Annotated in this window: 24 protein-coding genes and 2 pseudogenes; 11 read left to right on the forward strand and 15 right to left on the reverse strand. The window is 55.4% G+C overall.

From position 1 onward, the window contains the following. The first annotated feature begins 23 nt into the window (after positions 1–23). The 9 genes from ACQ86N_RS11210 to ACQ86N_RS11250 all read left to right on the forward strand — a co-directional run bounded on the left by ACQ86N_RS11210 (position 24) and on the right by ACQ86N_RS11250 (position 4145). On the forward strand, positions 24–608 hold the full coding sequence (locus ACQ86N_RS11210; protein ID WP_431217360.1) for a PIG-L family deacetylase: 585 nt from the start codon (positions 24–26) through the stop codon (positions 606–608). A gap of 23 nt (positions 609–631) precedes the next feature. After that, positions 632–1474 carry a hypothetical protein gene (locus tag ACQ86N_RS11215; protein WP_431215229.1) on the forward strand — a complete coding sequence of 281 codons (843 nt, stop codon included), beginning with the start codon at positions 632–634 and terminating at the stop codon, positions 1472–1474. Continuing rightward, positions 1471–1635, forward strand: a complete 165-nt coding sequence (locus ACQ86N_RS11220) for a hypothetical protein (protein WP_431215230.1) — start codon at positions 1471–1473, stop codon at positions 1633–1635. Before ACQ86N_RS11215 ends, ACQ86N_RS11220 begins: the two co-directional genes overlap by 4 nt. Continuing rightward, positions 1620–2195, forward strand: coding sequence for a hypothetical protein (locus ACQ86N_RS11225; RefSeq protein ID WP_431215231.1), 576 nt, complete (start codon positions 1620–1622; stop codon positions 2193–2195). Before ACQ86N_RS11220 ends, ACQ86N_RS11225 begins: the two co-directional genes overlap by 16 nt. Then, positions 2195–2347: a hypothetical protein gene (locus tag ACQ86N_RS11230; protein WP_431215232.1), complete on the forward strand. Its 153-nt coding sequence runs from the start codon at positions 2195–2197 to the stop codon at positions 2345–2347. The genes ACQ86N_RS11225 and ACQ86N_RS11230 overlap by 1 nt, the downstream gene beginning before the upstream one ends. Positions 2348–2519: 172 nt before the next feature. After that, positions 2520–2780: a hypothetical protein gene (locus ACQ86N_RS11235; protein WP_431215233.1), complete on the forward strand. Its 261-nt coding sequence runs from the start codon at positions 2520–2522 to the stop codon at positions 2778–2780. After that, positions 2716–3267, forward strand: a complete 552-nt coding sequence (locus ACQ86N_RS11240) for a sodium:solute symporter family transporter (protein WP_431215234.1) — start codon at positions 2716–2718, stop codon at positions 3265–3267. The genes ACQ86N_RS11235 and ACQ86N_RS11240 overlap by 65 nt, the downstream gene beginning before the upstream one ends. 32 nt (positions 3268–3299) lie before the next feature. After that, positions 3300–3860: a hypothetical protein gene (locus tag ACQ86N_RS11245; protein ID WP_431215235.1), complete on the forward strand. Its 561-nt coding sequence runs from the start codon at positions 3300–3302 to the stop codon at positions 3858–3860. A 12-nt stretch (positions 3861–3872) separates the two neighbouring features. After that, positions 3873–4145, forward strand: coding sequence for a hypothetical protein (locus tag ACQ86N_RS11250; RefSeq protein WP_431215236.1), 273 nt, complete (start codon positions 3873–3875; stop codon positions 4143–4145). 49 nt (positions 4146–4194) lie between these two features. Here ACQ86N_RS11250 and ACQ86N_RS11255 read toward each other — a convergent pair whose 3' ends face one another. The 14 genes and pseudogenes from ACQ86N_RS11255 to ACQ86N_RS11320 all read right to left on the reverse strand — a co-directional run bounded on the left by ACQ86N_RS11255 (position 4195) and on the right by ACQ86N_RS11320 (position 12714). Then, positions 4195–4689 (reverse strand): DUF2911 domain-containing protein, encoded by a 495-nt coding sequence (locus ACQ86N_RS11255; RefSeq protein WP_431217361.1) that lies wholly within the window; start codon positions 4687–4689, stop codon positions 4195–4197. Next, entirely contained in the window at positions 4619–4888 is a 270-nt protein-coding gene (locus ACQ86N_RS11260) for a DUF2911 domain-containing protein (RefSeq protein ID WP_431215237.1), read from the reverse strand. The genes ACQ86N_RS11255 and ACQ86N_RS11260 overlap by 71 nt, the downstream gene beginning before the upstream one ends. Then, positions 4866–5033 (reverse strand): hypothetical protein, encoded by a 168-nt coding sequence (locus tag ACQ86N_RS11265; protein ID WP_431215238.1) that lies wholly within the window; start codon positions 5031–5033, stop codon positions 4866–4868. Before ACQ86N_RS11265 ends, ACQ86N_RS11260 begins: the two co-directional genes overlap by 23 nt. A 134-nt stretch (positions 5034–5167) precedes the next feature. Then, entirely contained in the window at positions 5168–5845 is a 678-nt protein-coding gene (locus tag ACQ86N_RS11270) for a carboxypeptidase-like regulatory domain-containing protein (RefSeq protein WP_431215239.1), read from the reverse strand. Between the two features lie 35 nt (positions 5846–5880). Beyond that, entirely contained in the window at positions 5881–6450 is a 570-nt protein-coding gene (locus ACQ86N_RS11275; protein ID WP_431215240.1) for a hypothetical protein, read from the reverse strand. A gap of 8 nt (positions 6451–6458) precedes the next feature. Next, positions 6459–7040: an RNA polymerase sigma factor gene (locus ACQ86N_RS11280; RefSeq protein ID WP_431215241.1), complete on the reverse strand. Its 582-nt coding sequence runs from the start codon at positions 7038–7040 to the stop codon at positions 6459–6461. A 25-nt stretch (positions 7041–7065) separates the two neighbouring features. Beyond that, positions 7066–7314: a tyrosine-type recombinase/integrase gene (locus ACQ86N_RS11285; protein ID WP_431215242.1), complete on the reverse strand. Its 249-nt coding sequence runs from the start codon at positions 7312–7314 to the stop codon at positions 7066–7068. Positions 7315–7387: 73 nt separating this feature from the next. Further along, positions 7388–7834 (reverse strand): annotated as a pseudogene (locus ACQ86N_RS11290) (tyrosine-type recombinase/integrase); the annotation flags it as partial. A gap of 4 nt (positions 7835–7838) precedes the next feature. After that, positions 7839–7994, reverse strand: a complete 156-nt coding sequence (locus ACQ86N_RS11295; protein ID WP_431217362.1) for a site-specific integrase — start codon at positions 7992–7994, stop codon at positions 7839–7841. Positions 7995–8060: 66 nt separating this feature from the next. After that, positions 8061–9499 (reverse strand): annotated as a pseudogene (locus ACQ86N_RS11300) (SusD/RagB family nutrient-binding outer membrane lipoprotein). Positions 9500–9518: 19 nt separating this feature from the next. Next, positions 9519–9818 carry a hypothetical protein gene (locus ACQ86N_RS11305; protein WP_431215243.1) on the reverse strand — a complete coding sequence of 100 codons (300 nt, stop codon included), beginning with the start codon at positions 9816–9818 and terminating at the stop codon, positions 9519–9521. Positions 9819–10106: 288 nt separating this feature from the next. Further along, positions 10107–10496 (reverse strand): TonB-dependent receptor domain-containing protein, encoded by a 390-nt coding sequence (locus ACQ86N_RS11310; RefSeq protein ID WP_431215244.1) that lies wholly within the window; start codon positions 10494–10496, stop codon positions 10107–10109. 579 nt (positions 10497–11075) lie between these two features. Continuing rightward, positions 11076–12443 carry a TonB-dependent receptor plug domain-containing protein gene (locus ACQ86N_RS11315; RefSeq protein ID WP_431215245.1) on the reverse strand — a complete coding sequence of 456 codons (1368 nt, stop codon included), beginning with the start codon at positions 12441–12443 and terminating at the stop codon, positions 11076–11078. After that, positions 12331–12714, reverse strand: a complete 384-nt coding sequence (locus ACQ86N_RS11320; protein WP_431215246.1) for a carboxypeptidase-like regulatory domain-containing protein — start codon at positions 12712–12714, stop codon at positions 12331–12333. The genes ACQ86N_RS11315 and ACQ86N_RS11320 overlap by 113 nt, the downstream gene beginning before the upstream one ends. 484 nt (positions 12715–13198) lie before the next feature. Between ACQ86N_RS11320 and ACQ86N_RS11325 the strand changes: the two genes are divergently transcribed. Next, on the forward strand, positions 13199–13708 hold the full coding sequence (locus ACQ86N_RS11325) for a YkgJ family cysteine cluster protein (RefSeq protein ID WP_431215247.1): 510 nt from the start codon (positions 13199–13201) through the stop codon (positions 13706–13708). Here the strand turns inward: ACQ86N_RS11325 and ACQ86N_RS11330 are convergent. Next, positions 13677–14057: a YraN family protein gene (locus tag ACQ86N_RS11330; protein ID WP_431215248.1), complete on the reverse strand. Its 381-nt coding sequence runs from the start codon at positions 14055–14057 to the stop codon at positions 13677–13679. The genes ACQ86N_RS11325 and ACQ86N_RS11330 overlap by 32 nt on opposite strands. 48 nt (positions 14058–14105) lie before the next feature. On the opposite strand from ACQ86N_RS11330, the gene manA reads away from it, so the two are divergent. Next, positions 14106–14768 carry a mannose-6-phosphate isomerase, class I gene (gene manA / locus ACQ86N_RS11335; protein WP_431215249.1) on the forward strand — a complete coding sequence of 221 codons (663 nt, stop codon included), beginning with the start codon at positions 14106–14108 and terminating at the stop codon, positions 14766–14768. Positions 14769–14844 lie beyond the last annotated feature (76 nt).

Raw genomic sequence — 14844 nt, forward strand, 5'->3', positions numbered from 1 at the left:
AGCAGGGTGTCGAGCTGGGACTGATCCGGACGCAGGAGATGATGGCGGCGAGGAGGATGGATGGCGCGGAACAGTTCTTTGCCCGGGCCTTTGATTTTGGGTTCACCAAGTCGACCGAGGAGGCGCTGACGACCTGGAATAAGGAAAAGATACTGAGCGATGTGGTTTGGGTCATCCGGAAGTTTCAGCCGGATGTCATTATCACGCGTTTTCCGGAGGACAGCCGGGCGGGGCACGGGCATCACTCGGCGTCGGCGGTGCTTGCACACGAGGCGTTCAGCGCTGCTGCCGATCCGTCGAAGTTTCCGGAACAGTTGAAGTATGGCGTGAAGCCCTGGCAGGCCAAAAGGATCCTGTGGAACGGTTTCAATTTCGGCGGTGTGGCTGCGGGCATGGAGGCGCTGGTAAAAATAGACGTGGGCGGTTACAATCCGATACTGGGCAAGAGCTATGGCGAGATCGCCGCGGAGAGTCGCACCAATCACAAGAGCCAGGGGGCGGCGCTTACCCCTGCCCGTGGTCAGTCGATGGAATATTTCAATCCGGTCGCCGGGGAGCCCGCGCATGACGACCCGATGGACGGTGTAGTTACTACCGGAGCAGGGTAGAGGGAGGTGAAAAGATCAGCCGAATGGTCGACCAGTTGGTGCAGGACTTTTCCCTGCTGCATCCGGAGAAGTCTGTGCCGGGACTGGTTGGGGTATATAAGGCTATCGGTCAGCTGAAGGACGGGTACTGGAAGACGCAGAAGCTGAAGGAAGTTCAGCAGTTGATAGAGGCCTGCAGCGGGCTTTGGCTCGAGGCCGTGGTGCGCGGCCCTTATGCTGTGCAGGGAGATTCGCTGTCGGTGGGGATCGTGGTCAACAACCGGCTGGGTTCGCCGATCGCCGTTCGCGGGGTGAGTGTGGACGGATTCGATACCGCCTGGCGGCAGCAGCTAGAAGGCGACAGGAATTATTCTTTTTTGCATAATATTTATGTATCGCCCAGGCATCCCGTTACGCAGCCTTACTGGCTGGCCGAGCCGATGTCGCCGGGCTCTTTCAATGTGAAGGACCAGCAGCTCATCGGCAATCCGCTGAGCGCGCCGGCCTATGAGGTTAAATTCAGGCTGGACGTCGGCGGCGAGGAGATGGTGTTCACGCGCCCGGTGCTCTACAAGTATACCGATGCCGTAAAGGGCGAGCTTTATCAGCCGCTGACAATACTGCCGCCTGCGACGGCGTCGTTCGACCCGGGTCTGGTCCTGTTCACGGACAAGGAGCATAAGTCTTTTTGGGTGGAGGCGACGGATCATACGGGGCGCGGGAAGCTGCCGGCGATGCAGCTGACCCCTCACGCCGGGCGTGGGGGTAAAGGCGAACGGGGGCTCTATTGCAGGCGGATTTTCGTGGCAGGCGCAGCCCCTCAGCGGTACCGCGGGGATAGAGACGGCGAATCTGCTGGTCGGCAGGGACACCGCCACTGGAGATGAAGACCATCGCATATGACCATATTCCGCGGATCGACTATTTCCGTCCGGCTGTCGAAAAATTTGTGATGGCGGACGTCAGGACGGCGGGGCATCGTATTGGCTATATCGAGGGCGCGGGAGACAAGGTACCCAGGCCCTTCAGCAGATGGGGTATGAAGTAGTGCCCCTGAAGGAAAGAGACGTGACGGCAGCCAACCTCAGGCAGTTCGACGCCGTTGTTACCGGTGTCCGGGCCTATGATGTCCATGGGTGGTTGTTGTCGAGACACGATATTCTGATGGACTATGTAAAGGAGGGCGGCAATCTGGTCGTCCAGTATAACAGGGACAACCTGGGCCGGATGAATACCAATATCGGACCGTATGGTTTTGCCGTGAGCAATATCCGGGTGACGGACGAGCGGGCGCAGGTGAATTTCCTGCAGCCGCAGCATCCGGTACTGAACTATCCGAACAAGATCACGGATAAGGATTTTGACGGGTGGATACAGGAGCGGGGTATCTATTTTGCAGGTCAGACCGATCCGGCCTATCAGGCGGTGCTGTCGATGAAGGACCACGGGGAGCAGGAGCAGAAGGGGAGTCTGGTAGTTGCGAACTATGGGAAGGGGACCTTTGTCTATACGGGCCTGGTCTTTTTCCGGGAGTTACCGGCCGGGGTGCCGGGCGCCTACCGGCTGATGGCGAATATCATTGCGTTGAATCAAAAAGAGGGGTTCTGATGCGCAGACGGATCGATATCGCTCTCGTCATAGCGATTATTACAGGACTGGTAGTGGGGCGATTTATAAAACGCGCGACCTTTGGACTGGTGGTCGGGCTTATCATAGGGTTGACGGTGGCCTGGCTGGCTACAAACAGGAATAAAAAATAAATCTATGGATGAAGAGCGGGTGCCCCTGTTCAAAAAATGGAGCTACTGGTATGCGCTGGTTATCGGCTTTCTGGCCGTGTGCGTTGCGCTCTTTTATCTGCTGACCAAACATTTTTCATGAGCCGTCCTGACTGGTTCGTATTAGCGCTGACGTTGCTTGTTATCATTGCCTATGGTCTGTATAAGGGCCGGGGGCACAAAGGATCTGGAAGGCTATTTCCTCTCGAACAGGACGGTTCCCTGGTATATGGTGCTGCTGGGCATCATGGGGACGCAGGCCAGTGCGGTCACTTTCCTCTCGGCTCCCGGGCAGGCGTATACGGACGGGATGCGGTTCGTGCAATACTATTTCAGGGCTGCCGCTGGCGATGGTTGTGCTATGTATCAGTTTTGTCCCCGTCTTTCACCGGCTGAAGGTGTTCACGGCGTATGAATACCTCGAGAAGCGGTTCGACGGCAAGACCAGGACACTAACCTCTTTTCTTTTTCTTTTACAGCGGGGCCTTTCCACGGGGATCAGTATTTCGGCCCCTTCCATCATCCTTTCTTCCCTGCTGGGCTGGAATATCGTCTGGACCAATATTTTTATGGGTGGTCTGCTGATCATCTATACGGTGACGGGCGGCGCAAAGGCGGTCGCCTATACGCAGCAACTGCAGATGATCATCATCTTTAGCGGGATGACCATTGCCGCCTATATCGTGGTACACAGGCTGCCCGCGGGGGTCGGGTTGAGCGAGATACTGCATATCGGAGGCCGCGCGGGCAAGCTGAATGTGATTACGACGGGATTCGAGAGCAGGGGAAAGGGATTCGACTGGAACGACCGCTACAATCTGCTCAGCGGAACGATCGGAGGGTTCTTTCTCGCCCTCTCGTATTTCGGGACGGACCAGTCCCAGGTGAGGGGAGGTATCTGACGGCGCGGTCGCTGACGGAGAGCCGGCTGGGGTTGTTGCTGAACGGCCTGGTCAAGGTGCCGATGCAATTCCTCATTCTGCTGTTGGGCGTGATGGTCTTTGCCTTTTATAAGTATAATCCCGAGCCGATCTTTTTTAATAAATCGCAGATCACGGTACTGGAGCATTCGAAGTATAAGGATTCGCTGGCGATCGTTACGGCGCAGTACGATGCGCTCGAGCAGCGGCGGCTGGGCGGCGATCCGGCAGGGGACGGGAAGGAAGTTTATAAGGCGACGGTCCGCCGCTGGCTGGATGATATCGGCGGGGATTCGAATGATACCAACTACATTTTCCTGCGGTTTGTCACCGACTATCTGCCGAAGGGAGCTTGTCGGGCTGCTCATTGCCGTGATATTCCTTGCGGCATGGGGTTCTATCTCGGCTACGCTGAACTCGCTGTCTTCGTGTACGATCATCGACTTTCACAAGCGCTTCTCGCGCGGGGTCTCTGCGGTCCAGAGAATACCGGCTTTCGCGGTTGTACACCTTTTTCTGGGGGGCGTTCTGTGTGGCGGTGGCGCAGCTGGCCTACAATCTGGGAAACAGCCTGATCGAGGCGGTGAATGTGCTGGAGTTCCCTGTTCTATGGAGTGATTCTGGGGATATTCCTGGTTGCGTTCTATCGCAAACGCATTGGCGGTCATGCGGTATTCGTCAGCGCCGTCATTGTCGAGATAGGTGTGGTCGTGCTGGGCGTGCTGATCCAGAAGAAGGTCGTTGGGCTGAGTTTTCTGTGGCTGAACGTGATCGGCGCGGCCGGGGTGGTCGTATTGAGCGAACTATTAAATCCTTTCTTATGCAAGCGTGTTCCTTCCTCCCCGCAGCGACCCGGATGAGAAATAAAAAACCCGGCGACCGCCGGGTTTCATTAATTGCAGAGACATATTATTGGAGAGAAGCGATGAGCTTTTCGTTGAGGGCGACGTGAGTCTGAATTGTTGGCCTGTTTGGCCAGTTCGATCCCTTTTTCGCGGTGGCGATGGCGTCCTGTTTCTTGCCCAGTTTCGCCTGGCAGCGGGCTTTCTGATAGGCAACGAAGAAGGCTGTAGGGTCCAGGGCCAGTGCTTTGTCAAACCACTCCAATGCTTTATTGAGATCCTTGCCATTTTCCAGGTAGTACATGGCAGCCGTATAATAGGGATGGTTGTCCTTGTTCATGGCGTTGTCTATCTGGGCCATGATCTTCGAGTCGATATCGGTAGTGATGGGCAGCATCACGATGGTGTTTTCCCAGATGAGCTGCAGGCTGCAGGAAGAGGACGTCACGTCTGCGAACAGGATGGTGAAGGTCTCGACCGAGAAGGGCAGGTCATGGGTTTTGGCCGTGACGCGGACGATGTCCTGGTCGGGCTTGTATGCCGCAGGGCTGGTGACGTCCAGCTCGGCGGGTGATAATGATGGTCCACTCGTCGGCGGCGGGGATGGTGAGCAGTCCGTATTTGCCGGCGGGTATTTTGGTTCCACCGATGGTGACCGGGTCGCCAAAGGTGAGTGTTGTTGCCTGATTGGCCCCGGTGCGCCATACTTTGCCGAAGGGGACGAGGTCGCCGAAGATCTTACGGCCTTTTACTCCCGGCACTGGAATAGGAGAGTTCGATGGAAGAGAGGCCAAAATCCTGTCGTACGAACTGGGGTGTGGAAGGCGCAGGCGTTTTAATGGATTGTGCCATGGAGGGCGTACAGAGATACCCTGCAAGGACAAAGGAAAGCAATAGCTTCTTCATGTAATGGTGGTTTTGAGGGCCGAAATTACGTCAAAATGTGACGCGTACTGCGGCGCGGGCGGGATGGTTCTTACTCACTTTCCACTGAGGACCTTCCGATATCAATCGGATCACGCCCGCGTCGTGTGCGGGGGTCAGCGAACGTTCGACCTTGAACGAAGAAAGCACGCCTTTTTGCTGACGTCGAAGGAGACGAGGACCGTTCCTCTTACGCCGGAGTCGGCGCCAAGGGTCTTTTTCCCTGCGGTCAGATAGTCGAGATAGGCTTGTCTTCCGCATACCGGCGCGACGGTTATCCATAAAGAGTCGATCTTTTCCTCGCCGGGTGAGGAGACGAAGGCTCTTGTCTCTCTGCGTTTGGCGCCATATCCGATGACTACGACTTCGTCGAGGGAGTTGGATTGTTGTTTGAGGTAGATAAGGTTGCCGTTCGCTGCACGGGGGTCGAGGGTGTTGAAGGCTAGTGATGAGGGCTCATAGCCGACCATACCGACGTTGACGCGAAGGATGGAGTCGTGGTTTTTGGCGGGATCGATCTTTATGCTGAAATAGCCCTGGTTGTCCGTGACGGCAGAGGCCCTGCCGGCTAGTTGCAGGGTCGCGCCGGGCAACGGTTTATTGTTAAAGTCGAGAACTTTGCCGGAGAAGGTTCTGGCGGGGAAGATGGCGACGGCGTGAAGGGTATCCCCGAAGGACCGGAATTCCTGGCTTCTTTTGTATGAGGGGGTGAAGGCCGATTGCGCGGGGACGGCTGACGGCGTCGGGGCGGCTTTTTTCTGATAGGGCCAGGCCGGGTGCAACGGCGGGGACATTGTATTGAATACTGTCGGCCTGTATTTTGTCCGCTTCAGATGGGAGCGCCGGTTTGGTGAGTTGTGAGGAGGTAAGGTCCTTTTGTTTTATGACGGGCGATTGTTTGAGGGTTTTGGCGGGTCTGGTTGTTTCGGCTTGTGGCGTTGCGGCGGGTTCGGCGGATTCTTTGGCGCCCCCGGCGTACGCGGTCGAGGGACCGGCTGAGTCGGCTTTCACAGGTGCGGCCGGTGGGGGTACCCACCTTTTGAGTCGCGACGGTTGGTTGTCCGGATCTGGTATTTATAAGGAAGTACCAGGCGCTGAAGCCCAGTCCGATGAAGAGGACTGCTGCAACGGAGATTCTCCTCCATGGTATGAGCAAGCGGATTTTGCCCGGTGTGAGGGGCTGGGTTTTGGCGGGACCGGTCGCGCGGGTGTTTAGCCTGGCGTGGAGTTCGCCGAGGTCGCCGGCGGCAGTTGGATGGGCCTCATAGCCTTCGATGGCGTCTGCCAGGAAGGGGTCTTCGAGGGCTGCTTTTTCCAGATCGAACATTTCGCGGGCAGACATCTCTCCATTCAGATAGCGCTGGATATCCGATCCAGAATAATGGGTGGTATTTTTCATTTGTCCGCTCATGCTGTGGCTTTCTCCTGTTGTTCGATACAGATCTTTAAATTTCTTCTGCCGTTCTGGATATGGCTTCTGACCTTATTCCATTGCAGGCCGGTGATCGTCGCTATTTCCTTATAACATAAATTTTTCAGGTAGAAGAGTTCGACGACTGTGCGCTGGTCGGCGGCCGGGGTCTCGATGCATTTGGACAGCCGGCCTAGTTGTGCTTCCTTCTCCATCCTGTCATTCAGATGCAAATCTTCCGCCGTTTGCATATGATCGGGGTCGAAGCTCCCGGTGCGGACCCGGTTGGAAGAACGTAACTTCATGAGACAGTGATTCTTAGCGAGGGTGTAGACCCAGCCTCTGAAATACGCTACCTCGTGTTTGGGTAGTTTTTGCGCCAGCTCTTCGAAAATATCCATTACGGCATCCTTCGCGGATTCGGATTCACCGAGGTATTTAAGGCAGACACCATACAGCAGGTCGAGATACCGCTGGTAGAGGGTTGTCAATATATTGAGGTCGGAGGAGGACTGGTAGGCGGAGACCAGCTCCTGATCGCCCCGATCGTCGGATGATATATTTGTTAAGAAAGACAACGAAATAAAGATAAGGAAATGTTGATTACCTGGTAGTGCCGGGTTTGAAAGCCGGGTGGTAGCGGTGCAGGGTCTCGCGGAGGAATTCGCGGTCGAGGTGGGTGTAGATCTCGGTGGTGGTGATGCTTTCGTGTCCCAGCATTTCCTGGACGGCCCGGAGGTCCGCTCCGCCTTCCACGAGATGGGTAGCAAACGAATGGCGGAAGGTATGCGGAGAGATGTTCTTGCCGATGCCGGCTTTTTGAACGAGGTCTTTTATCAGCAGAAATATCATGACCCGGGTGAGTTTGGCGCCGCGGCGGATTGAGGAAGAGGATGTCTTCGTTGCCTGGTTTTGGCGGGACGTGGACGCGGATATCGCGCTGATAGATCTGGATATATTTTATCGCGGAACTGCCGATGGGCACCAGTCTTTCCTTATCGCCTTTGCCGATGACGCGTATGAAACCCACGTCGAGATAGAGGCAGGAGAGGCGGAGGTTGACGACTTCGCTGACGCGGAGTCCGCAGCTATAAAGAGTTTCCGGGATGGCCTTGTTACGCCCGCCTTCGGGTTTGCTCAGGTCGATGTGGCCGATGATCGCCTCGATCTCGTCAAAGCTGAGGATATCGGGGAGGGCTCTTTTTAGCCGGGGAGATTCCAGGAGTGTGGTTGGGTCTGTCCTGACGATCTGTTCGATCGAGCAATACTTGTAGAAGGACCGGATGCCCGAAAGTATACGGGCCTGAGAGGTGGCGTTCAGCCCCAGTTCGGCTATCCAGTGGAGAAAGGACTGGAGGTCTTTGAGCCCGATGGCGTCAGGGGGCTTTCAGTGTACCTGCCGATTGCAGGTATTGTGTCAGTTTGTCGACGTCCCGCAGGTAAGCCTCAATGGAATTGTCCGACAGTGATCTTTCCAGCTGGAGCCAGGGCCTTATATCCTTTTTTATACGGGTCCCACATGGGCCGAAGATAACTAAAAAAAGAGCCGGCTTTTAATAAAGGCCGGCTCCTGAGTCAACATGAGGTAGGTATACGGATCAAAATTTATCCCAAAACAGTTTCGTTTCTACTTTATCGCCCCCGATATCGCTGGATGCTTTGGTGTAGTTGTCGTTGTTCACCTGCTGCTCCGCTGTTGGATAGGAGAAGCGGTTGGGGAATCCGGAGACAGCGGATACGGGCGCGCTGAGCTTCGGATAGTCGAGGCGGCGAAGTTCGGTCCATCCGTCATAGGGGCGGTTGTAGAGGGCGATCCATTTCTGGAAGCCGATCTTCTGGTGCCAGTCGCCGGTGGCGGTCGTATATGCTACGTCCGGACGAGCGAGGTAGGTGGCAGCGTCTGTAGCGGAACCGCCCCAGGCGAGGATGGATGCCGTGATGGCGTTGTTATAGTGGGCTTCTGCCGTTCCCGCTACGGTGTAGCCTCTTTCGATGGCTTCGGCGCGGAAGAACTCGATCTCGGCGTAGTCCATGAAGAAGTTGGGAGCGGTGGCGGCGGATACCTTCGAAGAAGGCTGGGAAGTTGCCGACAGGGTATTGTTCGAGCCGACGGTGCCGCCAACGAAGTCGCCGTTGTTGTTCTTGGCGAAGAAGCCGGCAGTGCGGGGTCGGACATGCTGAGCAGCGGTGTCATGAGGTCCGTAGCCGCGACATAGTCACCGCGCCCGCCGAGGACGATGTCCGAATACAACGGGTTGGTGTTGGGGGTGCTACCCAGGTAGGTCAGCGACACGTTGTCTGTAGCGGATGCGGGGGCCCCTGCGTCGGATGCTTCGACGGCTGCTTTTGCGGCAGAGGGATCGACGTCTGCGAGTAACATACCCATTTTAAGACGAAGGCCGTTGGCAAATTTGATCCATTTGGCCATGCTGGCTCCGCAGAGCATGTCTTCCGTGGAGGTGAAACCGGCTCCGGAGGCTGTGCTCATTTTGGAGATGTCGTCGCCGAGGCGTTTCATGAGATCGGCATAGACCGTTTTGGCGTCGTCGTATTTGGGCCGGGTCACGGTGAAGTCGAGGGCCTGAGAGTAAGGAATGTTGCCGAAAGTATTCACCAGGATGCCGTAGGTATATACCTGCATGACGTCGAGGATCGCCAATTGGTTGGTCTTGACGGCCGGAGCGATATTGGCGTCGGCCTTGACCAGCTGTGTTGCGTTGTTCATGTCCGAAAGCACGTCTTTGTACATACGGTTCCACCAGGCCTGGGGGATATTGCGGGTTGTGAAATTATAGCGGGCTTCGTCCTGGTAGGTGGTCATAGCCCAGTGTTTTACCGTGAAGCGCCAGACATTGATGTTCACGCTGGCGTTGGCCAGTCCGTCCGAGAGGTTGCGCGTGGCATTGGCAAACAGTGCGCCGGGAGGGGCCGAAATCGGCTTCTTTGTCTCGTCGTTGATGCTGTCGATATTTTTTGTACAGGATTGCAGCAGGAAGACAGCGAATGCGGCGATCAGTACTTTATTTTTTGAAAACATATCTCGAAATTTTTTTGTGTTAGAGTTTTACTTTCAGGTTGACGCCGAGCGAACGGGTTGTCGGATAGGCGCCACTCTGGTAGCCCTGTGAGTTGCCGGAAGAAAGGTTCTCTTCGGGATCGGCATAGGGCAGGTTCTTGTGGATCAGCCAGAGGTTGCGGCCTACGACCGAAAGCTCCATCCCCTTGATGAATGCGGCCTTGCCCCAGACGCTGGAAGGCAGGTTGTAGGAGAACACCACTTCGCGGAGCTTGATATAGCTGGCGTCATAGACAAACTGTGAATTCGGCTTGGTTGGCGAGTTGGCGGAAACGACCACGCGCTTGGTGTTGGGTTTTCCGTCTCCCGTTACGCCAGGCAGGATGACGCCGCCGCCATTGGCGAGGGTGTTGCGCTGGGGATTGCCCAGGTCATTGAGTCCGGCCGAATTGGGAAGAATACCGGTGGTGGAAGCATAATACAGGTCGAGCGAGAACAGGTCGCCCCCTGGCGCATGTCGACGAGGAAGCCGAGCGAGAATCTTTTATACCTGAAAGTATTGTAGATGCCGCCGATCCAGTCGGGGTTGGAATTGCCGAGAACGTTATTGGTCGTCGTGGTGACGCTGTCATAGCCTGTGGAGGCGATGAGGGGACGGCCGTTGAGCTTGACATTGGTCTTGCCCTGGATGGTGCCGAAAGGTTGACCGACCGTTGCGTTGATGGTAACGCCGCCCTGCGAAGCTGGTGAGCAGCAGGTTTTGCGTTCCTTCGAACAGCGACAGCACCTTGCTGCGGTTGCGCGTCCAGTTGACGTTCACGTTCCAGCTGAAATCATTCGTCTTGACGGGTGTGAAGTACAGCGTGGCTTCGATGCCTTTGTTCGACACGTTACCGGCGTTGACGTATTTGGAGGCGAAGCCGGAAGCTGTCGATACGTTGACGGCAAAGATCTGGTCTTTCGTAGTGGTCGTGTAGTAGGTCAGGTCAAATCCGATGCGGCTCTGCAGGAACGACATTTCAAGGCCGATCTCTTTGCTGTCCGTCCGTTCGTTCTTGAGTAAGGGATTGTTCTTGGTGTCAGGCAGGGAATAGAGCAGCGTGCTTCCGAAGGGCGCGTTGACGTCGTAGGCGTCCTTCAGGGCCAGCGGGGGGCGTCGCTACCGACAGTTGCGTAGTTGGCTCTCAGCTTACCGCTGGACAGCCACTGGAGATTCTGCAGGTGGTGCGCGAACTGCCAGCTGCCGCTGACGGAATAGTAGGAATACCTGTTATTGTTTTTGGGCAGGGTCGAAGAACGGTCACCGCGGTAGGATGCGTCGAGTGACAGAAAGCCCTGCCAGGTCAGCGTAGCGCCTCCGAAATAGCCGTCGACGGCCCTGGGCCTGTATATTTCGGTCGGTGCAGGAGCCGTACCCTTGGAGTTGGAGATAGCATAGAAATTGGGAACTACGAGTCCGCCGCTGGTAGTGGCGAAGATCGAACTTTCCTCTTCCTTGCGCTTGTTAAAACCGGCGAGACCCTTCAGGTTGAGGTCGGGACTGAGGTCTTTGTCGATGTTGGCGATGAGGTCATAGTTGGTCTCGTTCCAGTGTCTGTTAAATCGGGTGTAGAGCGGAGTCCCCTGGCTGCCAACGGCGATGCGCTCTTCTCCGGATCTCGTCGTAGTTGTCGACGGATATGCGACCGACGAAGTTGAGCCAGCTGGTAGCCTTATAGTTGAGGGCGACGTTGCCGAACGTACGATTGCGGCTGTCGTTCTCGTAGTTCTTATAGCGGGTCCAGTAGTAGTTGTTGGTATACTTGGAGACGAGGCCGGCTTGCGTGGAAGGGTCGGCCCAGTTCCAGGTGATGTTCTTATCCGTACGAAAGAAGGCTTCCTTCTGTTCCTGGATATCGACGTTGGTCTGATACCACTGGCGGAAGTTCTGGTTGAGGTTGAGGCCGCTGTAGCCCGTGCCGTATCTGCCGAGGCCGGTCATGCGGGAGTAGTTGACGGTAGCCGATGCCGTAAGGCCGCGGGCGACGTTATAGCTGGCGGCGAAGTTGAGTGTGTTCTTTGTCAGGTGGCTGTTGGGCAGGGTGCCTTTCTCGTCGTTGCGGGTAAAGCCCAGCTTGTAGCTTCCTTTGTCACCGGCGCCGTCGAGGCGAATGTTGGTGTTGTTGGAGACGGAGGTCTCATAGAAGGTCGAAGGATCGTTCTTGGCAGCTACCCATGGGCGTTTAGTATGAAAGTAGGGAGAGGTGGGGTCAAAAGCGTCCCAGTGGTAGACCAGGAGGTTCGGGTCGAACTTCGCGCCATAGGAAGCGTCTTCGGAGGTCGGGACAACATACTCTTTTGTACCGTTGCCGAGAACGTCGAAGAACCAGAAGCCGTCCTTCGTGTAGTTGGACGAATAACCCGCACCGTATTCATGCTGGTAGGTAGGGAAGGTCGACTTGTCGATCTTGCCTACGGTGAGACCCGCATTTACCGTAACGTTGGTTCCTCTGCGGCCTTGTTTGGTGGTTATCATGATAACCCCGTTGCTGGCGCGGGAGCCATAGAGTGCGCTGGATGCGGCGCCTTTCAGGACGTTGATCGATTCGATGTCGTCGGGGTTTATGTCTGCCGCGGCGTTGCCGTAGTCGTAGCCACCCGCGCCGCGCTGCTGCGTTGCGGTATTGGTATTCGCGTTGTTGAAGGGCACTCCGTCCACCACGAACAGGGCCTGGTTGTTTGATATGAAGGACTTGTTTCCACGGATGACGACGTTGGTCGAACCGCCCATGGCGTTGCCCTGACGGATCTCGAGGCCGGAGATCTTACCGGAAAGTGCGCTGACGGCGTTGCCGCTGCGGACGCGGCTGACGTCATCGCCGGTGATCTGCTGGGCGGCGTAGGGGAGGGTGTTCTTTGACCGTTTGATGCCGAGGGCTGTAACCACTACTTCTTCGATGGCTCCCTGGTTGCGGGAAAGGGTCATATTGATGGTGCTCTCGCTGCCGATCTTGTACTCTTTGGGAGAGTAGCCTGCGGCGGAGATGACGACCGTTTCGCCCGCGTTGACCCCTGGTCAGGAAGTTCCCGTTCTGGTCGGCGGAGACGCCTTGTCTGTGCCCTTTGATGAGGATGGACGCGAAGGGGATTGGTTCTCCCTTTTCGTCTGTGACCTTACCGGTGATGGACCGGGTTTGTGCGAGTACCGTCGATGCGCAAAAGACGAGCGCGAGGGACAGTGTCAGTAGTTTTCTCATTCGTGTGTCAGTTTTGATCGTGATTAAAGGTGTTTATATGATGTGTAACTGTGGTGCGGGTGTTTGGGTTTTGGCGCGGATGGCGGGTAGGGGCATGGGTTCAGCCGTTCATGTTTGCGGGTACGCAAAATGAGGCTGCCGCTCTGGGTTGATGTACGCAGAGTGCCTTGTGGCTTTCGCCGTCAGTAGTGGAACTATATGTTAGGAGGAATGTCCGGGTCGTAACGAATGGACGGAATGATGCCGTTGGGGGGGTGTGTTTTCTCATGTTGTTAGTCAGTTAGCAACGTAAATATAAAACCAAAACTAATACAACCCAACAAAAATGAATTCCGGAGTTAATTAATAGTTAACGACAGGTTAATTGCAGATTAGGAGGATTTAAGCGAGTTTCCTGGTTTTGAGGGCTTTAGTCGAAATTTTGGGTTGTTATGAGGGATTTGTCCATTTTCCCGTAGGTTTGTCTCTTTCAACCCAAAAACGCATGGTAACAGTCAATCTACGTAGTTTCAGGCAGGAAGTTCTCAGGAACAGGCGCAGGATGAGGAATTTTTTAACCCGCCTGGAGAAGAATGTCCCGAGGGGGATGAAGAAGATGCAGGAAGAGGCGGATAAGGCGTCCTGGGGCCGTACGGATTGTCTGGACTGTGCCAATTGCTGTAAGACCATGTCGCCCACTTATACGGCCGAAGATATCCGCCGGATATCGGCGCATCTGAATATGACGCCTGCGGCATTCCGCGAGAAATGGTTATACAAGGACAAGACGGGGGACTGGATGAATGTCAGGCAGCCCTGTCAGTTTCTCGATCTGAAGACGAATATGTGCGATATCTATGCCGTTCGTCCCAGGGACTGCGCCGGATTTCCGCATCACAACAAGAAGATGGGACAGGATTACATGCATATGTACCATCAGAACATCGAGTATTGCCCGGCCACGTATCGTCTGGTAGAGAATATCATGGAAAAGGCGGCCGTAGGAGGATTATAAGTAGACGTCTTCGATAAGGAAATATTCGGGGCCGTTCTTTCCGAGGGTGACTGCGAGGACGTCGTACTGAATTCTTTTGTGGCCGGGGTATCCGACGAGCCAGCCCTGCGGCGCCCTGCATGATATTATTCAGTTTTTTCCGGCTGACGCTTTCTTCGGGGTTGCCGAAGAGTGTCGAGTTTCGCGATTTTACTTCTATAAAATGCAGGACGGAGTTCCTGCTGGCGATGATGTCTATCTCATAGCGGCCGTAGCGCCAGTTACGGGTCAGTATTGCAAAACCTTTAGCAGTGAGCCATTCGGCGGCGAGGTCTTCTCCTGTTGTTCCGGTGAGGATATGCAGAGCCATTGTGCTTGTTTTTACTTATCTTGACGCGCTATTTACAATGATAATAACATGAAAAAGGACAATAAGGTTTTTCGGTTAAAGGGTAAGGTTCAGCACTACGCGTGGGGTGGATTCGATTATATTCCGGGGATATTGTCTGTATCCAATCCGGATAAGAAGCCTTTTGCCGAATACTGGATGGGGGCACACGAGAATGCGCCGTCACGCTTGGAGGTTGCGGAAGGGGAGGCGGTTGCTTTGGATAAGTATATCGGGCAGGACCCGGAAGAGAGGCTGGGTGAATATACTTTCAGCCGTTTTGGCCGACTGCCGTATCTGCTGAAGATATTGGACGTAAAGGATATGCTGTCGATCCAGGTGCATCCCACCAAGAAGAATGCGGAGATAGAGTTTGCAGCGGAGAATAAAAAAGGCGTGGCGCCGAATGCGCCCGACCGCAACTATAAGGACGATAACCATAAGCCCGAGTTGATGCTGGCGCTTAGTGAGTTCTGGCTTTTGCACGGCTTTAAGCCGCTGCTGCAGCTGCAAAAGCTGCTGGCGGAGGTCCGCGAACTGCGGTTCCTGATACCCATACTGACGGAGGGATCATACAAGGAGTTGTACAGGAAGGTGATGGAGATGCCTCAGGAGGAAGTGAATACCGTCCTGCAGCCACTGTTGGATCGGATCCTGCCGCTGTATGAGTCAGGCGAACTGGAAGAAGACTGAGGAGGATTTCTGGGCGGCGCGTGCGGCGCTGACCTATGATCAGCCGGGAAAGATCGACCGGGGTATCTTTTCGATC

The sequence above is a fragment of the Puia sp. P3 genome, from assembly GCF_050632245.1.
GTDB lineage: Bacteria > Bacteroidota > Bacteroidia > Chitinophagales > Chitinophagaceae > Puia.